General features: G+C 34.2%; 22 protein-coding genes and 1 other RNA gene. 12 read left to right on the top strand and 11 right to left on the bottom strand.

Features of this window, described 5'->3' with window-relative positions:
• Positions 1–177: 177 nt before the first annotated feature.
• The 5 genes from ABWU40_RS02000 to ABWU40_RS01980 form a co-directional block, all read right to left on the bottom strand.
• A complete protein-coding gene (locus tag ABWU40_RS02000; RefSeq protein WP_006279412.1) occupies positions 178–615 on the bottom strand; it encodes a ClpXP protease specificity-enhancing factor SspB in 438 nt (145 codons plus the stop codon).
• Positions 616–637: 22 nt separating this feature from the next.
• Positions 638–968: a transfer-messenger RNA gene (ssrA, locus tag ABWU40_RS01995) on the bottom strand.
• Positions 969–1,092: 124 nt separating this feature from the next.
• Positions 1,093–1,683, bottom strand: coding sequence for a CvpA family protein (locus ABWU40_RS01990; protein ID WP_015588828.1), 591 nt, complete (start codon positions 1,681–1,683; stop codon positions 1,093–1,095).
• Between the two features lie 57 nt (positions 1,684–1,740).
• On the bottom strand, positions 1,741–2,337 hold the full coding sequence (locus tag ABWU40_RS01985) for a riboflavin synthase (protein ID WP_012673066.1): 597 nt from the start codon (positions 2,335–2,337) through the stop codon (positions 1,741–1,743).
• Positions 2,338–2,518: 181 nt separating this feature from the next.
• Positions 2,519–4,246: a hypothetical protein gene (locus ABWU40_RS01980; protein ID WP_015588827.1), complete on the bottom strand. Its 1,728-nt coding sequence runs from the start codon at positions 4,244–4,246 to the stop codon at positions 2,519–2,521.
• 146 nt (positions 4,247–4,392) lie between these two features.
• Here ABWU40_RS01980 and pheS point away from each other — a divergent pair, with 146 nt between their 5' ends.
• The 8 genes from pheS (at position 4,393) to ABWU40_RS01940 (ending at position 13,570) form a co-directional block, all read left to right on the top strand.
• The gene (gene pheS, locus ABWU40_RS01975; RefSeq protein ID WP_015588826.1) at positions 4,393–5,436 is read left to right on the top strand and encodes a phenylalanine--tRNA ligase subunit alpha; all 1,044 of its coding nucleotides are present in this window, start codon (positions 4,393–4,395) and stop codon (positions 5,434–5,436) included.
• A complete protein-coding gene (gene glmU, locus ABWU40_RS01970; protein ID WP_015588825.1) occupies positions 5,437–6,729 on the top strand; it encodes a bifunctional UDP-N-acetylglucosamine diphosphorylase/glucosamine-1-phosphate N-acetyltransferase GlmU in 1,293 nt (430 codons plus the stop codon).
• A 1,175-nt stretch (positions 6,730–7,904) separates the two neighbouring features.
• Positions 7,905–10,493 (top strand): ankyrin repeat domain-containing protein, encoded by a 2,589-nt coding sequence (locus ABWU40_RS01965; RefSeq protein WP_353279278.1) that lies wholly within the window; start codon positions 7,905–7,907, stop codon positions 10,491–10,493.
• A 328-nt stretch (positions 10,494–10,821) separates the two neighbouring features.
• Positions 10,822–11,133 carry a hypothetical protein gene (locus ABWU40_RS01960; RefSeq protein WP_015588824.1) on the top strand — a complete coding sequence of 104 codons (312 nt, stop codon included), beginning with the start codon at positions 10,822–10,824 and terminating at the stop codon, positions 11,131–11,133.
• Between the two features lie 136 nt (positions 11,134–11,269).
• Positions 11,270–11,818 carry a head-tail connector protein gene (locus ABWU40_RS01955; RefSeq protein ID WP_015588823.1) on the top strand — a complete coding sequence of 183 codons (549 nt, stop codon included), beginning with the start codon at positions 11,270–11,272 and terminating at the stop codon, positions 11,816–11,818.
• Positions 11,819–11,953: 135 nt separating this feature from the next.
• The gene (locus ABWU40_RS01950; protein ID WP_015588822.1) at positions 11,954–12,364 is read left to right on the top strand and encodes a DUF3168 domain-containing protein; all 411 of its coding nucleotides are present in this window, start codon (positions 11,954–11,956) and stop codon (positions 12,362–12,364) included.
• Positions 12,339–12,728 (top strand): phage tail tube protein, encoded by a 390-nt coding sequence (locus ABWU40_RS01945; RefSeq protein ID WP_174516995.1) that lies wholly within the window; start codon positions 12,339–12,341, stop codon positions 12,726–12,728. The genes ABWU40_RS01950 and ABWU40_RS01945 overlap by 26 nt, the downstream gene beginning before the upstream one ends.
• Before the next feature lie 65 nt (positions 12,729–12,793).
• The gene (locus tag ABWU40_RS01940) at positions 12,794–13,570 is read left to right on the top strand and encodes a hypothetical protein (RefSeq protein WP_353279422.1); all 777 of its coding nucleotides are present in this window, start codon (positions 12,794–12,796) and stop codon (positions 13,568–13,570) included.
• A gap of 403 nt (positions 13,571–13,973) precedes the next feature.
• Here the strand turns inward: ABWU40_RS01940 and ABWU40_RS01935 are convergent, their stop codons facing one another.
• The 3 genes from ABWU40_RS01935 to ABWU40_RS01925 form a co-directional block, all read right to left on the bottom strand.
• Positions 13,974–14,138 (bottom strand): IS3 family transposase, encoded by a 165-nt coding sequence (locus tag ABWU40_RS01935; RefSeq protein WP_010082072.1) that lies wholly within the window; start codon positions 14,136–14,138, stop codon positions 13,974–13,976.
• 238 nt (positions 14,139–14,376) lie between these two features.
• Positions 14,377–14,592, bottom strand: a complete 216-nt coding sequence (locus ABWU40_RS01930; protein ID WP_245836010.1) for an IS3 family transposase — start codon at positions 14,590–14,592, stop codon at positions 14,377–14,379.
• Between the two features lie 79 nt (positions 14,593–14,671).
• Entirely contained in the window at positions 14,672–15,025 is a 354-nt protein-coding gene (locus ABWU40_RS01925) for a transposase (RefSeq protein WP_353279276.1), read from the bottom strand.
• Between the two features lie 136 nt (positions 15,026–15,161).
• On the opposite strand from ABWU40_RS01925, the gene ABWU40_RS01920 reads away from it, so the two are divergent.
• Positions 15,162–15,869, top strand: a complete 708-nt coding sequence (locus ABWU40_RS01920) for a pyridoxine 5'-phosphate synthase (protein WP_141456804.1) — start codon at positions 15,162–15,164, stop codon at positions 15,867–15,869.
• On the opposite strand, the gene ABWU40_RS01915 is transcribed toward ABWU40_RS01920, so the two are convergent.
• The 3 genes from ABWU40_RS01915 to rplM all read right to left on the bottom strand — a co-directional run bounded on the left by ABWU40_RS01915 (position 15,862) and on the right by rplM (position 17,244).
• Positions 15,862–16,173 carry an HU family DNA-binding protein gene (locus ABWU40_RS01915; RefSeq protein ID WP_006279876.1) on the bottom strand — a complete coding sequence of 104 codons (312 nt, stop codon included), beginning with the start codon at positions 16,171–16,173 and terminating at the stop codon, positions 15,862–15,864. The genes ABWU40_RS01920 and ABWU40_RS01915 overlap by 8 nt on opposite strands.
• Before the next feature lie 146 nt (positions 16,174–16,319).
• Positions 16,320–16,775, bottom strand: a complete 456-nt coding sequence (gene rpsI / locus ABWU40_RS01910) for a 30S ribosomal protein S9 (protein WP_007548415.1) — start codon at positions 16,773–16,775, stop codon at positions 16,320–16,322.
• Between the two features lie 10 nt (positions 16,776–16,785).
• Complete coding sequence (gene rplM, locus ABWU40_RS01905; RefSeq protein ID WP_010082596.1) at positions 16,786–17,244, bottom strand: 50S ribosomal protein L13; 459 nt, start codon at positions 17,242–17,244, stop codon at positions 16,786–16,788.
• Positions 17,245–17,373: 129 nt separating this feature from the next.
• Here rplM and ABWU40_RS01900 point away from each other — a divergent pair, with 129 nt between their 5' ends.
• The 3 genes from ABWU40_RS01900 (at position 17,374) to ABWU40_RS01890 (ending at position 19,847) form a co-directional block, all read left to right on the top strand.
• Positions 17,374–18,597 carry a TolC family protein gene (locus ABWU40_RS01900; RefSeq protein ID WP_006279873.1) on the top strand — a complete coding sequence of 408 codons (1,224 nt, stop codon included), beginning with the start codon at positions 17,374–17,376 and terminating at the stop codon, positions 18,595–18,597.
• 19 nt (positions 18,598–18,616) lie between these two features.
• Positions 18,617–19,192, top strand: a complete 576-nt coding sequence (locus tag ABWU40_RS01895) for a PopZ family protein (RefSeq protein WP_010082598.1) — start codon at positions 18,617–18,619, stop codon at positions 19,190–19,192.
• Between the two features lie 76 nt (positions 19,193–19,268).
• Entirely contained in the window at positions 19,269–19,847 is a 579-nt protein-coding gene (locus ABWU40_RS01890) for an RlmE family RNA methyltransferase (protein WP_015588787.1), read from the top strand.
• The last annotated feature ends 411 nt before the right edge of the window (positions 19,848–20,258 follow it).

Genomic DNA, 20,258 nt, shown 5'->3' with positions numbered 1-20,258 from the left:
AAGTATACAACATTTTTTTTAATTTTTCAATAAAGAAAGTTGATGATACGTAAGAAAAATTTTGCCACCTGCGTTAATAAATAATTAAAAATTTAGCATATTTATCTACCCTCTATTCTATTACTTAAGTTAGACCACTTTTTTCTATTAATATTTTTTGTTTATAAAGATGAGCAGTTACTCATCACGCAGTTGATCTATGGATATAATACTACCGTTTGATAGTTTTTCAGTACATTTTTCACTTTTGTATTCTTTATCAGAGTCGATACTGATTTTGTCAAATATTAAAACATCTCCTGAAATTTTATCACGAAACTCACTAATAGCAAAAAACGGTATAGTAATTCGCTCTTGTTTTCCTTGAAAACTCAAACTGACGCTAAATTTATCCTCAGAAACTTTTAAATCATAGAATTGATGCTGTAATATAATAAGCATTTGAGTAGGGTATGACTTTTTCAAACGATCTGGCATGGTCACACCATTAAAATATGTGAAAAATAATATTTCTAAGTGAGGGATAAAACCATTACCTGATATAACATCTAAAGTCTTTTTGATAACTTGAAACTTAGCAGAATTAAGCAGTTTTTTGTAATCTGTTTGCTCCATATAACTTTCACATACGTAAATTTTGGGGGAACTTCTGTTACCCGGCGTTCCCTAAACCGTGCTTTAGTAATAAACCGGTTGTGCTAAATTAAGCAGCAACACGATATTCTTCAGCAGCAAAATTATCGTTTGCATTTAAATTATGAACTCTTAGCGGTGGTGTCTAACCGAGCAAAGCTACCATCTTTACTATGCATGTCGATCCTTAATCGCCCCCGTATAATTAAAAAACATGGTGGAGGCGCCGAGTACTGCCCTCGGGTCCAATACACCTATTACAAGGTAATTTTATTGCTATAGTACACAAAATGTACATAGCTATTATATAGCAACATTAAATAAATGTCAAGATATTATGACCTTAAGTTGATTTATTGCTAAAACAAAATTAATATTTCCAGTAAAAAATTCTGTGCTCTTAACCTGACACATATGGCTTTTTGAATACTCCCAATGAAAATATTTATAAATAAATATTTACTCTTCTTTTTTATTGTTTTTAGGTTTTTCTTGATCAACCATTTCTCCACCGATCTCTTTTATTTTTAGTATCAACGACTCTGGTACATACATGTCAATTACTTCTTCTGCTGTCACAAATAAAGCCTGATAAGAGTGTGAATTTATTATCCAATTAGGCAATATGTCTTCTGCTTCTATTTTATACTCTCCCTCTTTTTTGTCATATACTGTGTAGCAATATAAGTGCACAGCAAAAAATAATACATAAGAGAGCAATATTCCTTTAAGCACTCCGAGAAAGATTCCAGTAACTCTATCGATAAACCCCAACCTTATGGGTAATAATATGTACATTAGCCAGTTATTTATTATCATGAATATAAGATTAAGTATAATAAATACAGAGATTGTAGAAAGTATGTTTAGTGTAACTTTAGAATCAAAATATTTACTATAATTTGGAGTGAAAAAATCATAGTGATTAGCTGTCAGAAAGACCGATAAAAATAGAAACATTAGTGCGCATAGCTCTTTTATAAAGCCTCTAGTTACCGAGATTATTACGCATAGAACAACAATGAAGATAATTAGGCTATCGAAAAGCATGTTTTATATCTATATGGTTTTCAAGATATAATAGTTGTAAATAACAAGGTTGTAAAATTAATTGTATTTATGCTGCATCAATTGATCTAAATACCTAGCGATCATGTCAATTTCTAAATTCAAATAATCATTTACTTTGTTGTACTGAAAAGTTGTATTTTCCCATGTATAGGGAGTGATATTTACTGTAAATTCCTGATTAACAACTGAATTCACTGTGAGGGAAACCCCATCTAGTGTAACGGAGCTTTTTTTTGCAACAAATTTAATTAATTCTTGTGGGCACGATAGTTTGATTTCATGAGAATCTAAATTTTGATTAATTGTTAAAAATTTTACTATCCCATCAACATGACCCTGAACCAGGTGGCCATCGATCTTATCGCTTAATCTCATTGCTTGTTCGAGATTTATTTTTTTTCCTATTCTCCACGTATTTAAGTTAGCAACCTTCATAGTTTCTTGAGATGCTTGGACTGTAAATGTATCGCTCATTATATCAACAACAGTTAAACACACACCAGAGCAAGCTATTGAATCTCCTTTATTTATAGAGGATAAATTTTGTGTCTTGATATGGAAAATTTGATCAGAGTTGGAGTGAGTGGTAGTATCAGTTATAGTCCCGATATCCGTGATAATTCCTTTAAACATATGGTGAAAATAAATAATTTTACCATGAAAAATTTTTTACAACAACTTATTTCTATTTTGTTATAGTTAAAGTAATTCTGGTTTACCGACAATTTAAAAAACGACAAATTCGTCATCCCGCTACGTGTTAGCGGGATCTAGAGATACCGTGACGGTATGACGTAGGAAAACTGAGCCTGCACTAGCTATAGGCGCGAGAAAGGGGATCGTTTTCACTTACTTGCTTAATAGATTCTATAGAATATTCAGAATATATAAAGCGAGCTAAATTCAAAATACACAGCGCGATTAATATTGGCAACCCTATGTTCAATGCTAACCCAATACTTTCCCTTTTTTCTGGTGGCACTAATCCTTTTAACATTGACACTTTTCCTAATGGAAAATGCCATAAGCAAAGTGTTGATGCAGATGCTACTATTATAAATAGACAAAAATAAGCCTTTTTTGAGGAAAATACAGTTTTTAACGGTGATTTGAGTGTAATGTTAGTAGGTGGTAGAGTTTTAGCTTCATTTGTTGCTGGTGAAAGATCTTTAATTGGTAAAGGGTTTGTAGATTTATGAGGAGTATTTTCATGTTGTGGAGAAGGTTGTTGTATATAAACACCTGAAACTAATTTAAGCAATTGCTCTTTTTTTCTATATACTTGTTTTTGTAAATATTCTTTACCTAAAAGTGAGTTACTAAGAGGTTGTGGCCTTTCGAGTATCTGTAATACTTCTGATATTTCGCCTGGCTCTAATATTGCATGTAATTGTTTATCTTGAAAGTAAACAATATTGAATACTGAGCTGAAAATATTGCAAAATGTTTCTGGATCTTGATTTTTGTATCCACTCATCACTTCAATAAATATTTTATCGAGCTTTTTCCCCCTGTGCTCAATTTGGTTATCTATCACAGCTACTCTAGCATCATTTCGTGCTTGTTTTATGGTAGATTGTTTTTCTTCTTCTGGTAGTTCTTGAGATTGCTTTTTCGATTTTTTTCTATTAGCTTTAAAATACTCTGTGTGCGAAGTAGTTTGACCTACATTCTGTTCTGCTTCTTGAGGTATTGGATTTTCTATACTACCCCCTGTCATCCGAGTAGCTTGACTACTTGGATCCATGTTTCTTTTTTCCTGGTCAAACGCTGGAATAACACCAAATGGTATATTGTTGCTCTGTATAGAAAATTTTGGCAATTGTTGGGAAAAGAATTGTGACGTATTAAAAAAATTGGGTAGACAGAAAAAAGATCTAAACCAGAAAACGTTTTCATGCATTGCAGCAACTACTATCGAAACACGTGTAACTTGTTTTCCATTATTTGTTACATCGAAGCCAAATGAGCCTGTAACTGGTACGATTTGTTTATTTTGTGCATTTTTTTGGTTAGTTTCACTCTGTTCTTTTTTGTCTTCATTTTCAGTTTTTTCTGCATGTTGTAGCTTTTCATTTAGAAATAACTCGATTTGGTACAAGTTGTCCAGGTTAATGTTTTCAACGTCTGTTTGTAGCGTTATCGTTGTGCCCTGCAGAAGGATTTGAGGCGGAGCACTATTTACGAATTCTTCTACAGTTTTATAACTGTTAGTTTTACAGTAGTTATTATATAGTTCACTGCTTTCTTTGGGCACTTTTATGTTGGCTGTAAATTTTTTTTCCCGGGAAAGGCAGATTTTGAAAAAATCAATTAAAGGGTTTATTCGAAATAATCTTATATTAAAGGTGTCTTTATCTGTTGCTGTTAGCTCAAATGAAAATTTTTGTATATTGCTTTCAATACTTCTCGAGCGAATAGCACTGATCTTAATTGTTTCGCTAGAAAATGCTTTACTTATGTTTCTGGATTTTTCCTTAAAGAGCTTAGGTAAATCCTCTATTTTATACTTATTCTTAGTTTCAGTGTTACTGTTGTGCATAGTTGATACAGCAAATTCATCAACGCAAAGGTAAATAAAAAAGATTAATTAGTCAATAAATTAATAATCAGAATAGGGCAATTTTTCGGATTGTTGATGATATTTAAAATTTCACTATAATGAAAGTTTAAGCCAGCGTTTTTAAGATGAATAAAGAGTTATTAGATGACATACTTTCACTTGAAGATAAAGCAGTTTCCGAAATTGAGAATGCTTCTTCTTTGCAAGATTTAGAAAAAGTTAGGCTATTATATTTGGGAAAAAAGGGTGTAGTTAGAGCGTATTTTGATAACTTAAAAAAGATAGAAAATGCAGAGAAAAAGCGTGATTTAGGTGCAGTGATTAACGCTTTACGTGATAAGATAGATCATCTTATCATGAATAGGGAAAATGTGCTAAAAACAGAAGAAGTTAACTTTAAATTGCAGAACGAGGCGGTTGATATCACGTTGCCCGTTAGACCAGAAAAAATGGGCAAGGTCCATCCACTCAGTAAGGTTATAAATGAAGTAAAGCTTATTTTTGCACATATGGGTTTTAAAGCAGTTGATGGCCCTGATATTGAAGATGAATTTCATGTATTTGATGCACTGAATACTCCAAGTCATCATCCTGCGCGAGAGGAGCAAGATACCTTCTACTTAAAGAACAAAATAGATGATAAAAGAATGGTACTGCGCACTCACACCTCATCTGTACAGATTAGAACCATGGAAAAAACAAAAAAGTTCCCAATTAAAATAGTAGCTGCAGGTAGAGTATACAGAAACGACTTTGATGCAACTCACACCCCTATGTTCCATCAAATAGAGGGGTTATATGTCGATGAGAATGTCAATATGGGCCAGTTAAAATTTACTATTCATCACTTCCTTAATAAGTTCTTTGGCGATAAAGGGCTGAAGATACGTTTTCGTAATAGTTTTTTCCCTTTTACCGAGCCTTCTGCGGAAGTGGACATAAGTTATAAAGGTAGTAAATGGATAGAAGTACTGGGATGCGGTATGACGCATCCAAATGTATTTCAAAATGTTGGAATAGACCATACTAAATACAACGGTTTTGCGTTTGGCATTGGTATAGAAAGGCTTGCAATGCTAAAATATCAAATTAGCGACTTGAGGAGCTTTTATGACAACAAAATCAGCTGGCTTGATCATTACGGTTTTCATTTTTCATCTTTAAGATAAGTGATAAGTAAAACTCATACGTTCGTTATACTTGCTGCAGGGCATGGCAGGCGGATGAATTCAGATTTGCCTAAGGTCCTACACAAAATAGGCAGTTTTTCCATGCTCCAGCATGTCATTTACAATGCAAAACAGTTAAATCCTGAAAATATTGCTGTTGTAGTTGATCAGCCTTTAATTGAAAGACTAAAGTGTTTTAAGGATATACAGTTAATTACACAAGAATTAACACTTGGCACGGGAGATGCGGTCAAAACTGCGATGAGAAACCTAAGAGAATTGCCAGATTCAAGCATAGTTGTTGTGCAGTATGGGGATACTCCGCTCATAAAAAGCAGCACAATAACTAAAATGATTAGTTATTTAGAAGGCAAGGCTCTAGTTTGCCTAGGTTTTAGGACAAGCAATAAAGAATACGGTAGGTTAATTATTGAGAATGGTTCCTTAAGAGAAATCGTAGAAGCAAAGAGTGATAAAAATAATCATGAAGAATTTCTTGCCAATGCTGGAATAATGGTGGCATGTGCAAAGAATTTACGTGAATTGGTGGAGAAAATAGAGTGCAATAGCTCAACTCATGAATATTACTTGACCGATATAGTTTCCATTGCAGTGAAGAGTAATTTAAATGTCGGTTACGTTATTACCGGTGGAGAAGAAGCAACGGGAATAAATAACAGAAATGACCTTATAAAAGCTGAATTTTACTTTCAAGAAAATAAAAGAAAAGTTTTTACCGACTCCGGAGTAACGCTTGTTGCACCAGAGACTGTTTTCTTTTCTCTTGATACGCAAATTGCCAGAGATTCAGTTATTTACCCATATGTTTTTTTCGGTACTGGAGTGAAAATAGAGTCTGGTGCGAAAATACTGCCATTTTCGCATTTAGAAAATTGCTTAATTAAAAGTAATGCTGAGGTCGGTCCATTTACCAGAATACGCGGAAACACAACAATTGGTAATAAGGCAAAAATAGGAAATTTTGTGGAAGTGAAAACAAGTGAAGTTGGTCAAAACACTAGAATAAAACACTTAAGTTATATAGGAAATGCTAAAGTAGGGCAGGAGAGTAATATAGGAGCAGGCACTATTGTTTGTAATTATGATGGGAAAAATAAACATGAAACGAATATAGGGAGCAATTGCTTTGTTGGCGCCAATAGCTCACTAATTGCGCCGCTTAATATTCATGATGAATCTGTAATTGCAGCAGGTAGTGTTATAGTTGAGGATGTACCAGAAAAAAGCCTTGCAATAGCAAGAGAAAAGCAAGTAACTAAGAGAATAAAGTAGTCTAATTTAATTATGTTGTTGTGTCATTTTTAATATTAGACTTCTTGCATAACCATATAACAAACTTTTATTGGGAATAGAAACAAAAAAACTTCCTTGACAAACTCCGCCAGCCCCCTTATCATAACAGTGAAGCTATTGTATTTGCTTTCGCCAATCTGCAGATTAAAAGGTAAGGATTACTTAATGTATCGGCGTCTTATATTCAATTTTTTGCAGTATATAGATACTGTATCTCTTTACAAAACTTCATCTACATCTAGATTTTTATCTAAATAAGCTGAACGCGCTTATAAAGCGTTACAAGACATCAAAAAATGCCAATACTCGACAGAGATAGTAAAAGACTAGCTAACTCGGGGATTCTTTGTCTTTTTTTCTGCTTAGTAAATTTCTTAAACATTTGCAGCGTAGGTTAGTTGCAATTAAAAGCAGCTAAATCTTGCTTGTCAAGCGTTTAAAACATAAAAAACGCCAATATTTTAAAGCAGATAATAACCCCAGGGCTTCTTTTGCCTTTTTTTTTATTTGGTAAATTTCTTAATATTTATAGCTAAACGACAACTGTCATTCCTGTAAAGGTCAAGTATCCCGCTACTTGTTAGCGGCTAAGAGATACCGCGGCGGTATGACGGTTTGCGGCGGCATGACCTCGTCATTCCCCTACGTGTTAGCGGGATCTAGAGATACCGCTAATGAATCGCGGTATGACGGTGTAGATGATGGTTAAGTAATTCGTCATCCCGCTACGTGTTAGCGGGATCTAGAGATACCGTGACGGTATGACGGTTCGCGCGGTGGCATGACCTCGTCATCCCGCTACGTGTTAGCGGGATCTAGAGATACCGCTAATGAATCGCGGTATGACGGTTCGCGGTGGCGTGACGATAAGCTCGTCATCCCGCTACTTGTTAGCGGGATCTGGAGATACCGTGACGGTATGATGAGGGAGAACAGTTAGCGGATGAGATACCGCGAATGAATCGCGGTATGACGGTTCGCGGTGGCATGATGTAGGACTGCTGTGACACCATTATAGAGTGAACCAGTGTCAGCTACTTGCATAGAAAATGTTTATGACTAATTTTTAGATCAAACATGGAATTTCGACAAACTTAACTTTTTTGTGAGACTGTTCAACAATAATAAATAAATTGAGAGGAAAGGTTACGGCAATGGAAAAGAAAAAGTTTTTTGAAATAATAAATGAGGTAAGCAAGAGTGAAGGTTTAAATGAGAATAATTTACTTGAAAGAATAGGAAGTGAGCTAAAAGATGCAGACTCAATAGTATATAGCACTTATAACAATTTGAAGATAGATAAGATGTTCAGTATATTAGATTCAGACAAAATTGTAAATTATATGTTGGTACATCTTGCTGTGGAATGTAACAGTGTACCAATAGTAAAACTCCTACTAGCAAAGGAAGCAAAAGTTAATGAACCAATATATGAACTTGATGAAGCTAAGTCTAAGCTAACTGCTTTGCACATTGCTGCTTTGCATGGTCATCAAGAGATAGCTCAGCTTTTATTGAACAATAACGCAAATCCTTCACTAAAAGATAGTCAAGGCCGAACTCCAAGGGATATTGTCGGTGATGTAAAAGGTAAAAAGGCTATAATAAAAATGTTAGAGGAAGGAGAACAACGTTATGCTGAGACAAGAGCTACGAGAAGACAACCTTATAGACAAGGCACTTTACCGCAGCCTAATAATAAAACTCCAGGAGATTCAGCTATGGGCGGAAATAAAATAACTGCTGCAGTGCAAGCATGGAACGCAAGAGATCAGAAAGAGAACAACGGAATTACACCAAACAGCAGAAAAGTCTATGTACAAGATGAGGATGAACAGACTTCTTCAAACTCAATCACTAATGAAAACAATATAAACAAAGTAGATGATACATTAGAAAGAGAACTGGCTAAAAGAGATGCTGTGGCGCAAAAGTTGCAAGAGGCAGAACAAAGACTTGCCAATAATCAGAAGCGCATAGAACATAATGACTTGCACAGTCAACATCCAGAGCAGTATACTACATATAATGGGGAACAGACCTTTTTAAATAAAAGTAGTAGTGACGACAGTGGAATATGTTTTGATGGAGATGGATCTGAAGCTTTAGGCCAATCTATATTAGAAAATGGAGAAGACATTGATGCACAAGATAAAGATGGCGTGACCCCTTTACATTGGGCTGTTGCAGATAACAATAAAGAATTAGCAAAACTTTTGATAAAACATGGAGCAGATGTTGATGCACGAAATAGAGATAAACATACCCCTTTACATTATGCTGCTGTGCATGGTTATGTAGAGATTGCAAAGTATCTAATAGATAATGGAGCAAATGTTAATGCACAAGATCAAGATGAACATATCCCTTTATACTTTCCTGTTACAAATGACAATAAAGAATTAGCAAAACTTTTGATAAAATATGGAGCAGATCGCTCATTGATAAAGGATGAAGACCTAATAGATAGACTAAACAGTATGTGTGATCAGCCATCTGAGGTTGTACCTAGTACCTTTTCTCATTCCAAAACACACAACGCAACGGAAACTCCAGAAAAAGCAGAAAAGGTTGAAAAACGTAAAGCTAAGTTAAAAGAATTACGTACTCAGCTAAAGGATGAGCAGAAAAAGAATGAATTGCTAAAACAAAAAATACAAGATCTAGAAAGTAAAAACACAACGCTTAATAGTGAATTAGAAAAAACAAAAACTAAAACAGACGAAGTACCATTAGAAAAAGCGCAAAAGGAACTAACAGAATTGAAAAGTTATATCACTGGACATGGAGCTAGGCTGGACACACTGGAGAAACTCAATGAAGAGAATGAATCACTAAGACAAGAAATAAAAAATCTAAAAAATGAAAACACAACACTTAAGGGTGAATTAGAAAAAACAAAAACTAAAAAAAACGAAGTACCATTAGAAAAAGCGCAAAAGGAACTAACAGAATTGAAAAGTTATATCACTGGACATGGAGCTAGGCTGGACACACTGGAGAAACTCAATGAAGAGAATGAATCACTAAGACAAGAAATAAAAAATCTAAAAAATGAAAACACAACACTTAAGGGTGAATTAGAAAAAACAAAAACTAAAAAAAACGAAGTACCATTAGAAAAAGCGCAAAAGGAACTAACAGAATTGAGAAATTGTGTCACTGAACATGAGACTAAATTGGAAGTACTGGAGAAACTCAATGAAGAGAATGAATCACTAGAACAAAAAATACAAGATCTAGAAAGTAAAAATACAACACTTAATAGCGAATTAGAAGAAAACGAAAATAAGCATTCTAAAACAAAAGTGTTGTTAGAAAAAGCGCAAAAGGAACTAACAGAATTGAAAAGTTATATCACTGGACATGGAGCTAGGCTGGACACACTGGAGAAACTCAATGAAGAGAATGAATCACTAACACAAAAAATAAAAAGTCTGGAGAATGAAAACACACCACTTGAGGGTGAACTGGGCAAAACTAAAACAAATGAAGTGTCACTAGAAAAAGTAGGAAAAAGACAATTTTCCCCAAAAGTTGCCTACGCGAGCCTTGCAGCTATGTTAGCAGTAGGTGCTGCTCTTAGTATTGCTTCCGGATTGTCTGTTCTATTAATAGTTGCAGCTTCTGTGGTATCTGCACTGATAGCCGGTGGCATTACATACACAATATCAAAACCCATCGCTCCTGACACTGAATTGAAAGAAGTGAATATTCAAGGTTCAGCACAACGGTGTTTGTAAAACTTAGCACCTACATCTGTACGAACATTGCAGTTTGCAGGTGGCAGATGCAAGTAGCTGCACTGGAATCTATAACTAACCCAATAAAGGTTTCCCAGCAGTCCTACGTCATACCGCCGCGAACCGTCATACCGTCACGGTATCTCTTAGCATAGATCCCGCTAACAAGCAGCGGGATGACGAATTTGTTGTTTTTCAAATTGTAGGTAAACCTAAGCCACTTTAGCTATAGTAAAAAGTATTTGCAAGTTACACAGTAGTGTGAATTTTTTACTTCGGTAGTTTTTCATTGTCATTATAATCATAATAGTAGTTGAGTTTAATTGATATGAAAACTTTTACGAAAAATTTTAAAAATAACGAAAAAAAGCTAGAGGAGTTTAATAAGGAAATTGAAGATATAACAACTATAGCTCAAGATAAATTTGCACATGAACTTGAGAACATCGCATATGACAGTGTGCAGAAATTTCGCAGTCTGCTTGCTAAAGAGTTAAACTCCACCTTCAATAATATTCATTCTCAAAATGTCAATCTACTAAAATCTAGCCTAGTTGAATATGCTATAAGTTCAAATTTTATCAACAAAAAAGGAGAAACAGCTTTAATACGTTCTCTTCTTAATATATTCATACGATAAAGCACTCAGAGTTGTTGCTGCGCCAATCTAACTTAATGTTGCATGCAAGCTGCATAGCTAAAGTAAGTAAGATTTGCCCCATGCTATCACGAGGTAAACCTTACTTATTCTAGCTATATCAAAAAGGAGGGTTATTATGTCAATAAGATCTACTTCACCAAGAATATCTGTGCAACGTAAATCTAAGCCTGAATCTTTTCCAGTTACTTTAGAAGAGGTTAAATCTTTTTTACGTATTGAGAACAACCAGGATGATAAGTTGATTTCAGATCTAATTTTTATGGCAACTGATTATGCTGAGTGGCATATGGAAAAGTCACTAGTAAAGCAAACATGGCAAGTTTCATATGAAGATTATGTACCTCGTAGGATCTATTTAAGCTATGGCCCTGTGAGTAAGATAGTATTGGCTACTGCAATGATGTCTAAAAATCAAGAGAAGAGAACACTTAAGTATTATTTTAGTGATGTAGGAGGCTACGTTGAGTTTTTCAATTGTTTGAATGCAATAAGAGTTGATGTTGTATACGAGGCTGGCTATGACAATGTTCCTGAGCAGATAAAACTAGGTATTATGCGGCATGTTTCTGCTCTTTACAAAAATCGTGAATCGGAGGTAAGTAGCCATTTATCTGAAGTGAAGAAGGTATATTCTCCGTTTCGCGAACCAAAGGTTGTGTTGTAGCTCTTTCTTGTCATCCAAACTGGGCTACTACGTCATACCGTTACGGATAGATCCCGCTAACAAGCAGCGGGATGACGAGTTTGTATCGGGAAATGCTGCTTATGTTTTAGCTATATATCTTTACGAGGATTCATTATGGAAAAAATTCAAGCTATAAATGAGTTGTACAATAGCATTTATGCAGCACTAAAGGCAAATTCTGATTTAAGAAAATATGTTACTAACATTTATGACTACTTACCTAAACAGGTCACCATTCCTTACCTGAGATTGCGCGCAGTGAATTATAGCAACCTGCATATGCTGTCCAATTTTGCTACAAAGGCAAGATTTTCATGCGACATATATACTTATCATATAGACAGTATGTTTGCCATTATAAGGCATATTAACTTGATACTTAAGAGCATTGAAGGTTTTAGTAGTGAGGTCATTTTAGAAAGTAATTGTGCTATGGATCAGCACGATGAAATTTTACATTCAACAATTAATTTTGATATTTTAATAAAAGGAGGTGATAATGAGCAAATTACAGCTAAAAATTAAAGATCATGACAATAATTTTATTGTGTTAAATAATATACGAAACCTAAGGTTTACTTTGCGTAATAACAGAGAAGAGGTAAAAGATATTTCTTCTTTTGGCTGGAGAAAAGTATTGGATTCTGCTGGAAGCAGACATATTACGATAAAAATTAATGGAATTTTAGACTCTGTATTAGCTGATGAATTATTACGTAATTCTGCTATGCTAAACTCTAATAATGATTATGAAATTAGTTTTAAGGCTAAGGAAAAGATAAGGCTTAGGTGTTCAGTTGAACTGTATGAGAGGTATTATGACCCCGCTGCTTTTGACAGTTTTACTGTAATTTTAGCGAGTGCTGAAGTTGTAAACGCTTTTCATTAATGTTAATTTAATTTTTTCATATACAATAGTAACTGGTGAGAATTTTAACTAAATTAAAAAAAATCATGAACGACAAAGACCTTTTCGAGGAAGACGGTGATAATATTGAAGAAAATAACGATGATAAAAGAGAGAGAAGTTTAGAAAATGAAAATCAGCAAAATCAAGAAGAACAACACAAAGAGGAAGATAAGCAATACATAATACAGTATATTCAAGACTATTTGAAAGTTTTTGAGGATATTCTAAATCAGATCGACGAAGGAATTGATAATTTAGATAGTTACGAAAGGACTATGCAAATAAAGCGAAGCATAGACAGGCTCATAGAGACTTTATATAGTCAGGCTGCGTCTGAAGATATTGATGCAGAATTTGAAACCACAAAGCATACTCGCGATAAATCAGAATCTATGAAAAGAGTTAGAGAGAAAAGAAGGAAGCAAGCGATAGAAGAAGTATTAAGTAGCATGTTTGCCCAGCAACAAAAGGAGCTAATGAACGCTAAACACTTAAGTCATGGACATGAAACAGCACATGATGATGAAGCAAAGAAACGAGTGAAGTCTTCAATCAGGGGAGTGTTGTTTTCGGTGATTGCTAATAGGATGGATCCAAGAAGGAGGGCAGGGGAAACTGCTGACGATAACGAAAAGCAAGCTCATATACATGGCAGGGAAGCAGTTGGTGGAGCTTTAGGTGCATTGTTAAAAACGTTTTTAACAGCGGTTGCTGCTATTGTGCATGAAATTGCTAAACCACTTCAGAAACAGGAAACATCTTTTGCAAAACAAGTTGAAGAAAGCAGAAACGCAGATTCACAAAAGGGTCGATCTGTGTAGATTTCTCCTTGTAATAATCTTTCGATTCTACTGTCTGTTAATTCAAATTAGGGTTATAAAATTTTAGAAGCCAGCTCTTATATAACCAATTTATAGCAAGAAATTACGATACAAAAATCAGCGTCCGTTAGAAAATAAACATAACACAGGGTGATAGAGTTGCCCCTATCCATAAGCGTCAGTTAAGCTCAAAATTGTAAGCTTAAAATATGGTTGAATAATTATTAATAATAGTATATAATTATTAACGTTTTTCAGGCATTTTTGTTATGGGTGCGCCAAGTAAGCGTTTAGAATACAATTGGTGAAAATCCAACTGACCTTACCCAGAAAAAGTGGAGAGAAAGTGTGGAATGTTTTTTACAAAAAGAATGATGCATCAAATTGTTCTGGAATGCAATAGTTAATAGTGACGTTGTTTGTTATAAAAAATTTCTATGTATTCAAATATTGCAGTTCTAGTTTGTTGAGCAGAGTGTTGTGAAGTATCAATAAGTATTTCTCTTTTCAATGAGCTAAAGAAGCTTTCTGCAACAGAATTGTCGTAACAACAGCCTTTATTACTCATCTATATTCTTTACAGCTAAGAGATATTGATAACCTTGCGAAGTATATTGTGAACCTTGATCACTATGTAATAGTAGATTTTTGGCAGGTTTACGCTTGTTAACGTCCATTAATAAAGAGTCCATAACCAATTGTTTATTTATTGAACTGCTCATTAACTACCATGCGTGAATATAGATCGATTATTGTTGCCAAATATAGCCATCCTTCTTTGGTTTTTATATAAGTAATCCCATACTTTATTTGGTTGATCGACAATAAAGTTTTGGTCTAATATATTGGGAGCTACTGTCCGTTTGTTGTTTCTTAATTTTAAATTTTCTTCTCAATATAGCCTGAATACCATTTTTCTGCATAATACTTTGCACTGTTTTTAAGTTGCAACTTTTACCCAAAGCCTTTAATTCAGCATGAATTTTAGGAGCTCCATATCTACATTTAGAAGCTTGATATATTTTTTGAATATCTGCTAATAACTCTTTATTTGCTGATTCTCTACTGCTTATTTTCCTTGTAGTCCACTTATAGTAGCCACTAGCAGAAAACCCTACATAATTCCTGCACTTTATAGTGTTTACTATGCTCTTTTATGAAAAAATATTTTACTCTTTTTGACTGGCCAGGGCTTTTTTTAAAATGTCTCTTTCCCTTGTTACTCTTGCTTTGTAAATCAAACCTCTCCTTGTCGTAAGGAGCCATGTTACCTCTACCTGGAAATGCATCTGCTGCCGACTTTTTTTCGTTGTGTTTCTTTATCCATTTTCCTAATAAACCACCCTTTATTCCTAAATCCTTTGCTATTTTTGTAATTGTTTGACCTGCCTTTCTTTGTTCATTTGCCAGTTTAACAGCTTCCAATTTGAATTCTGCTGTATATTCTCTTACCATTTCTAATCCTCCAAAATTTTATTTTACCCGAAAAAACTCTTTTCTTTCTCTCCACTTTTTCTGGGTAAGGTCAAACAATGACTATGCAAAAAAACTAATAACATGTATAATCTATAAATAATTTCTGAGGTAGATTGTGAAACTAGGTGTTAATATCGATCACGTTGCAACCCTCCGCAACGCACGCGGAACTTCTTATCCAGATCCATTGAAAGCAGCAGAAATAGCCATTGACGCTGGAGCAGACTTTATTACTGTACACTTACGAGAAGATAGAAGGCATATTAGAGATGAAGACGTATTTAACCTAAAAAAAAGCATTAGCACTGAGTTAAATCTTGAAATTGCAGCCACGGAAGAAATGCTTGAAATAGCAAAAAAGGTAAAACCCTATTCGATTAGTATAGTACCAGAAAAAAGAGAAGAATTAACAACCGAAGGTGGCCTGGATATCGTGAATATGCACAGTAAACTTTCTAGTATAATAGAGGAAATGCATAGCTCTAGCATAAAAGTCTCACTGTTTATCGATCCAAATATTGATCAACTAACATATCTTGAAAAGCTAGGGACAAAACCTGACATAATAGAAATTCACACAGGGGATTACTGTGATAATCCATCAGAAAAAAAGTTACAGTTAATTACTAATGCTGCAGAGTACGTCAATAAATTAGGAATAGAATGCCACGCAGGACATGGCATAACTTATAAACACGCTAAGAAGATGACAAGAATACCTCACATCTCAGCTCTTAACATAGGCCACTATTTAATTAGCGAAGCTGTATTTTACGGCTTACACAGCGTAGTAAAAACAATGAAAATGACAATGTCTAACTAACTGCTGCTTTTTCCTTCTCATTTAAAATACTTAAAAGAGTTTGGCTTGCTTTAAATTTTACCCTTGTCTTTTTAGGAACAGTCATGATCTCACCACTTTGGGGGTTACGACATTGTTTTTCCTGACTGATAGCAGTAGAAAATGTTCCTATTCCATGCAAACGTATTTCACCTTTCCCATGCAGCTCATTCTTTATTATTTTAATAAACGCATCATGAATCTTGCTCAAATCAGATTTTGTTATATCTATATTCTGACTAGAACAATCTTCCTTTAATTGTTTTATTATATCTTCTTTACTCATAAATTACCTTAATATTGAAAAAATCACATAAATAGCATATTATGTTGACACCGATAGTCAACTAAATTCATCACAAAAATAGAGGATATCATACATTTTTGCAAATATTTGTATAATACTTACAAAAAAACACCACTATAAAATAACTATCTCTTAGAAAATTGACACTTTTTCCGAGCTTTATGTTGACCATATTTCTTACGTTCAACAACACGTGAATCTCTAGTTAAGAACTCACCATTACGTAATATAGAATGCAAATCTTGGCTTACGCTACTTAAAGCTCTGCTTATTCCATGAGCTAGAGCACCTGCTTGACCAGATAGCCCTCCACCTTTTACAGTTGCAAATACATCATATTTATCTAACATAGAGGTTGCAACAAATGGCATTTTTACTGTTTGGCACACTGACTCTCTTTTAAAATAAGAAATTAGATCGCCTTTTTTGTTAACACTAAATTTTCCACTCCCCGGCTTTATCCATACTCTTGCTACAGATTCTTTTCTTCGGCCTGTAGCATATAAACGACCAAGCGAATCAACTGCTGATTTAATTGTCTTTTCTGACCAATCATTGTTATTTATTGTAGAACTCTTCATTTTTACTCCATTACTTTTTATTTTTACGATTCAAAGAGGCAAAATCTATCTTTTCAGGTTGCTGTCCTTGATGCTTATGCTCTGAACCAGAATAAACATACAAATTTTCAAAGCGTCTACGTGCCATAGGCCCATCATCAAGCATCCTTTTCACTGCCATTTCTATTACACGCTCAGGAAATTTGCCATTTAAAATATTATCTGGAGTAGTTTTCTTCAAACCACCAGAATAACCTGTATGCTTATAGTAAATTTTATCTTTAAGCTTCTTTCCGGTGAAATGCACCTTTTCTGCGTTGATAATAATTACATTATCGCCACAATCCATATGAGGTGTATACTCAGGTTTATGCTTTCCACGTAATAGTGTCGCTACAAATGCTGCAAGCCTCCCTACCACTAATCCTTCTGCATCTATGACAAACCACTTTTTATTGATTTGTTTCTCCTTTAAGAAAAAAGTCTTCATTATTTGATCCAACAATAGTAAGCTATGATATACTTAATTTCTCAATAGTGTCAACAATATTAGTTATTGATTATTAAAGTAATTTATGTTAGTAATTGAGCTGCGCAACCAATATGCATAGGAATTAGAATGTTTCGATTGATTATCACACTTGCGATCATTTTTAATACTATAAGTTGCTATGCAACCGATGTGGGAGAAGTGATAAGCAAAGCCATCAAAAATAGCTCAAAAATAAAGTCTCAATTTTACCAATATAAAAGCGCAGAAAAACACTATAAATCTTCTGGGTTAGCTGGATTTTTACCTGACATTAATTTGCAATACAATTTCGATAGTAACTTTAATCTTGATACATCTGAAAAAAAACTTACATTGCGCCAGAAATTAATCGATGGCGGTGGTACCTTTGCCACATTCAGTCGATCAAGCCATCTTCTCAAAGCAGAAAAGATGCGATTTCAGCAATTAAAACAAGAGCTTGCACTTAATGCTGTGAAAGCATATGTTAATGTTTTACAAAAGACAGAAATATTAAAGCTCAGAGAACATAAAGAACGCGTTTCTTTGGAACATTTGTCAGCTATGAAAAAACGCTTTTCCCTTGGAGAGGTAACCAATGCTGAAGTTTTGTTAGCAAAAGCAAAATTTTCGTCTTCTATATCCGAAAGAGTTGATGCTGAAGGTAAATTAAAGTTGGTAAATATTGCTTATTATCATTTGATTGGCGAAGATGCTGATGACCTTTCTGAAGCTAATGATAAACTACCTTCTGTTCCAGAGCTAAATGAATGTTTACAGTTAGCAAAAACCAATAATTTATCTCTAAAAGCAGCAGTTTATCAAAAAAGAGCAGCCGGAATGGAAGTGATTGCTGAAAGCTCCAAGTGGCTTCCTTCTTTAAATCTAAGTGCAAGCAAAAATTTTGGGGAGGATGGTATGAAGGTAGACAAACTATTAGAAAATGTTCATGTAGTTTTTACTCTTGATGTTCCAATCTTTAAGAGAGGAGTTAATGCTTTTGGTGTCAGTAAAGCTAAAATGGATGCAAAAAAATCTACCTACGATTATTATGAAACGGTAAAAAATATAGAACAAGCAGTTGTAAATGCTTGGAATAATGTGTTGACAGCAAAGGCCATTATCAAAGCAAGTCAAGAAGCGGAAAAAGCAGCAGCTCTAGCATTGGAAGGAGTTGAGCAAGAAGTAAACTTAAATTTAAAGAGTACATCTGACCTTTTGGACACTGAAGATGCATTATTTAAAGCACGTTCAGACTTAGTTGAAGCAAAAAGCAATTATGTGATTAGTGTTTACAACTTGCTTTTTATGATAAATAGTATAGACCTCTAAATTTAATGGTATTAGCACTATGCATGATGAACAAGGCAATCAATCTGTAAAAGATATCCTAGAAGATATAAAAAAAGCTATATCGGGTAAAAACGCGAGTAACGATAAAGCAGAAATAAAGGATGAAAATGATGATGTGCTATACCTTGAGGAAGAGTATCCAGAAGAAATAGAAGAAGATGGCAAAAAAGAAAATAATGAAAAAGAGGACATTGATAATGATGACCAAAGTGAGGAAATGGCTTGCAACAATAACCAATTTAATGGCCATAGCTACAATTCAGAAGAAAAAAAAGATATTTATTTGTACGATAATATCCAAATGAGTAATAACAAAGCGAGTAATAGCGGCTTACAAGCGCAAAATAACGATCATCTAATTTTAAAAGAGAATATGGAAGAGATCAAAGCGTTGCTTGGAAAAATGCAAAACGAATTACAGCATAAACAACAAAAAAAAGCGAACCTTACTGTTGAAGAATTAGTTACATCTCTTTTAAAACCTCAGCTCTCAGAATGGCTGAATAAATATCTACATGCACTGGTAAAAGAAGTAGTTGAAAAAGAGCTTAAAGATATAATCAATAATAAGTAGGGTATTAGCAATAAAAACTAGAGTAAAGACGGCTAGAGGCAGAAAACTATCTTCAACAAGGTGGCTACATCGTCATTTGAATGATCAGTATGTGCAAAAAACTAGCAAGGATGGTTATAGGTCACGCTCAGCATATAAGCTGGTAGAAATGGATAACAAATTTAAATTATTCCAAGAAGGGCAAAAAATTATTGATCTTGGTGCTTCTCCTGGTGGATGGTCACAAGTTGCATCTCAGAAAGGTGCAAATGTGGTTGCTCTTGACATAAAACCAATGAACGCAATTAATGGAGTAGAGTTTATACAATGTGATATTATCAATGAGTTTGAAATTTTAAGAGAAAAATTCAAGGATCAAAAATTTGATGTAATTTTATCTGACATGGCGCCCGAATCTTGTGGTTTAAAATCGTTGGATCATATCAGAATTATGCTTTTATGTGAGGCAGCGCTCAATTTTGCAAAGCATTTCTTGAGCCATGGTGGCACGTTTGTAGTAAAAATTTTCCAAGGAGAATCTGATAAAGATTTTTGTAACGAGCTAAAAAAAATGTTTAAAACAGTAAAATACTTTAAACCAAAGTCAAGTAGATCTGAATCTACAGAAATGTATTTGGTAAGTTTAGGCTTTATTGGCAGCAGACTTTCTATATAATATTAATCCAGGTAGCCCACAGAAACGAAAAAACTTCCTTGACAAACTCCGCCAGCCCCCTTATCATAACAGTGAAGCTATTGTATTTGCTTTCGCCAATCTGCAGATTAAAAGGTAAGGATTACTTAATGTATCGGCGTCTTATGTTCAATTTTTTGCAGTATATAGATACTGTATGTCTTTACAAAACTTCATCTACATCTAGATTTTTATCTAAATAAGCTGAACGCGCTTATAAAGCGTTAGAAGACATCAAAAAATGCCAATACTCGACAGAGATAGTAAAAGACTAGCTAACTCGGGGATTCTTTGTCTTTTTTTCTGCTTAGTAAATTTCTTAAACATTTGCAGCGTAGGTTAGTTGCAATTAAAAGCAGCTGAATTTCGCTTGTCAAGCGTTTAAAACATAAA

The sequence above is a fragment of the Wolbachia endosymbiont (group A) of Cydia amplana genome, assembly GCF_964028495.1.
GTDB classification, from domain to species: domain Bacteria; phylum Pseudomonadota; class Alphaproteobacteria; order Rickettsiales; family Anaplasmataceae; genus Wolbachia; species Wolbachia pipientis.
The sequence above is the reverse complement of the archived record's forward strand: the minus strand, read 5'-3'. Positions and strand labels throughout refer to the sequence as shown.